Origin of the sequence: Mycobacterium sp. E735 (genome assembly GCF_001666955.1) — a bacterium.
Taxonomy (GTDB): domain Bacteria; phylum Actinomycetota; class Actinomycetes; order Mycobacteriales; family Mycobacteriaceae; genus Mycobacterium.
This window is the reverse complement of record NZ_LZIX01000056.1, coordinates 1-3,161: the sequence shown is the minus strand read 5'-3', so window position 1 is coordinate 3,161 and position 3,161 is coordinate 1. Positions and strand designations below refer to the sequence as shown.

Annotated in this window: 3 protein-coding genes; all 3 read left to right on the top strand. The window is 68.6% G+C overall.

Annotated features, from left to right (window positions below; translation table 11 throughout):
• Window positions 1-128: 128 nt before the first annotated feature.
• The gene (locus tag A5704_RS04395; RefSeq protein WP_067755609.1) at window positions 129-2,147 is read left to right on the top strand and encodes a thiamine pyrophosphate-dependent enzyme; all 2,019 of its coding nucleotides are present in this window, start codon (window positions 129-131) and stop codon (window positions 2,145-2,147) included.
• Window positions 2,144-2,377 carry a lipoyl domain-containing protein gene (locus A5704_RS04390; RefSeq protein ID WP_082950093.1) on the top strand — a complete coding sequence of 78 codons (234 nt, stop codon included), beginning with the start codon at window positions 2,144-2,146 and terminating at the stop codon, window positions 2,375-2,377. The genes A5704_RS04395 and A5704_RS04390 overlap by 4 nt, the downstream gene beginning before the upstream one ends.
• The coding region (locus A5704_RS04385; protein WP_067755603.1) for an enoyl-CoA hydratase/isomerase family protein at window positions 2,374-3,161 on the top strand (788 nt) is incomplete at its 3' end. The genes A5704_RS04390 and A5704_RS04385, both read left to right, overlap by 4 nt.

The following is a 3,161-nucleotide window of genomic DNA, read 5'->3' as shown; positions in this document are numbered from 1 at the left end:
GGCTGGTCGATCGGGCATCGCGGTCGAAGCTCTCCTCACTGGCACTGGGCGCCATCGGACGACTGAACAAATATCGTCATATTGTATTGTATGCTCGTTGGCGGAGTGCGCATCGCAAAGGAGTGGTGATGGCCACGCAGGTAGACGTCGGTACCCGGCCCCTGAGCAGCGACCGGGCCGTCGCGTTGTACCGCCTCATGAGCAAGGTGCACCACAGCGACCAGCGCGTCCGAAAAGGGTTGTCGTCCGGGGAAATCGCGATGAGCTATTGGCCGGTGGACGGTCAGGAGGCGATGTCGGCCGGGGCCGCGCTCGCCCTGTCAAGTGCGGACCAACTGGTCACCACCTATCGCGGGCTGGGCGACGTCGTGGCCAAGGGCGTCGACCTGACCGCGTACTTCGCCGAGATACTGGGCCGCGGCACCGGCCTGTCGAAGGGCAAGGCCGGCGCGATGGGCATCTACGACCCCGAGCATGGCATCGCCTGGACCACCGGCATCGTGGGCGCCGGCCCCCTGATCGCGAACGGGATCGCGCTGGCGGAGGCCGTCAAGGGCAGTGACCGCGTGGTACTGGTCAGCTTCGGCGACGGGGCGACCAGCATCGGTTACGTCCACGAGGCCATGAACATGGCTGCGCTATGGGCGCTTCCGGTGGTGTTCTTCTGCCAGAACAACGCGTGGGCCGAATGCACGCCGGTGGCCGGTTACACCCGCACGGCGCGATTGTCCGACCGGGCCGCGGGTTATGCGATGCCCGGCGTCACGATCGACGGCACGGACCCGCACGCGGTGTACCAGGCAGTGGCCGAGGCGGCCGAGCGCGCACGGTCCGGGGGCGGGCCGTCGTTCGTCGAAGCGGTCGCCTACCGCCTGCAGGGGCACTACTTCGGCGACCAGATGCCCTACGCCGACCCCGACGAGCTGGCCGCCAAGCGCGCCGACCCGCCCTTCGCGCGGTATCGGCGGCGGCTCATCGACGAGGGTTTGGCGCATGACGTCGACCTGGACCGGATCGACGCCGACTTGGTTGCCGAGATCGACGCGGCCTTCGCCGCCGCCCGCGACGCCGAGCCCCCCGCCGACGACGAACTGACCCGCGACGTGTTTGCCGCCCACGGCAGCGAGCTTGCGGCACCGGCGACAAAGCGCGCCGCGATGCCCCAGGGCGAAACCGAGACCCTCGGCCTGGTGCAGGCGATCCACCGCACGCTGGATCGCGCGATGGCGGCCAACGATTCGATCGTGCTGCTCGGCGAGGACATCGCCGACCCGTCGGGCGGCATGTTCAAGATCACCGCGGGGTTGTCGACGAAATACGGCGCCCAGCGGGTGCGCGACACCCCGATCGCGGAGTCCTCGATCATCGGCGCCGCGGTGGGCGCGGCCCTGGGTGGTCTGCGGCCGGTGGCGGAGCTGATGTTCATGGACTTCCTCGGCGTGGCCATGGACCAGATCGCCAATCACGCGGCCAAGATCCGCTACATGTCCGGCGGACGGCAGGGCGCTCCGGTTGTCATCCGCGCCATGGTGGGCACGGCGGCCGGCCCGCAGCACTCCCAGGCCTTCGAGGCCTGGGCGATGCACACACCCGGCATCAAGGTCGTGTGGCCCAGCACCGCCGCCGACGCTGTCGGGCTGCTCAACGCCTGCCTGGCCGAGGACGATCCCTGCCTGTTCATCGAGTCGATGAAGCTCTATTACGGCGGCGGCAAGGGGCCCGTGCCGACGGACGACTACGTGATCCCGCTCGGCCAGGCCGACGTCAAACGCGCCGGCGCCGACGTCACGATCTGCACCTACGGCAGCTTGGTGCACGCCGCCCTGGCCGCCGCCGAACAGCTTGCCGCCGAAGGCGTTTCGGTGGAGGTGGTCGACCTGCGCTCCCTGGTGCCGTTGGATCTGGCCACCGTTTTCGACTCCGTCCGCAAAACCGGGCGCCTGGTCGTCGCTCACGAGTCCGTCGGGTTCTGCGGCCCGGGAGCCGAAATCGCCGCGGCCGTCGGGACGGAGCTCTTCGGCGAGCTGTCGGCCCCGATCCAGCGCGTGGGCGGAACGTACACGCCCGTCCCGCGGGCGGCGACGCTGGAAGCCGCCTGCCGCCCGGACACGGCGCGGCTCGTCGAAGCGGTCAGGAGGATCGCGTGATCCAGGTGCGGATGCCGAAGCCGGGCGACGCGATCACGGAAGCGGAGGTGACGGAGCTCTACGTGGCGGACGGCGCGCATGTCTCCGAGGGCGATCCCCTTTACCAGATCGCCACCGACAAGGTCGAGATGGACATCGAGGCGCCGGCCAGCGGCGTTGTGACGTGGAAGGTCAGCGCCGGGGCAAGCTATGACGTCGGTGAACTGCTCGCCGTGATCGAGGCGCAGTGAACGCCCTACCGGATTCCGTCGACGTCGACCTCTGTGCGTCGGAGCTCGAGGGCAGGATCGACGGCGACACCCTGACCGTCACCATCAACCGGCCGGAGAAGAAAAACGCCGTCACCGCCGACGGCTATCACGGGATCAAACGGGCCGCGATGATCGTCGCCGACGAACCGGACCTGAACTTCCTGGTGATCACCGGCACGGGCGACGTGTTCTGTGCGGGCGGCGACATGAACGCGGTGCAGAATCCGGATCGCCGGTGGGACGCGTTCACCGAGTCCTATGACGGAACACCGTTCGAAACGCTGGGCAAGATACCGAAACTCGTGGTCTGCGCCGTCAACGGCATCGCCATGGGGGGCGGCTTGGTGATGACGTTGTTCGCCGATCTCGTCGTCGCCTCCGATCGCGCCCGGTTCCGGGTCCCGGATCTCACCCGTGGCGTGTACGAGGCGTTCGTCGCCGCTCGACTACCGCACCGACTGGGCACGCTGCGGGCCAATCACCTGATCTACGGCAATGATTGGGTCGACGCGCAGGAGGCCGAGCGACTCGGTCTGGTCGGCAAGGTCGTTGCGCACGACTCGCTGCGCGCGGAGGTCGATGCCTTGCTCGAGCGAGTCCGGAAGACCGGACCCGCCGCGCGCGCGGCCGTCAAGAGGGAAATGGCGCGAGCGCTGCCACCCGTCGACGTGACGGGCTACTGGTCGTCGATCGGAACCGCCGAACAGATCGAGGCCTTCACGGCGTTCCTGCAGAAGCGATCTCCGGCTTGGGCGGTCAGCCG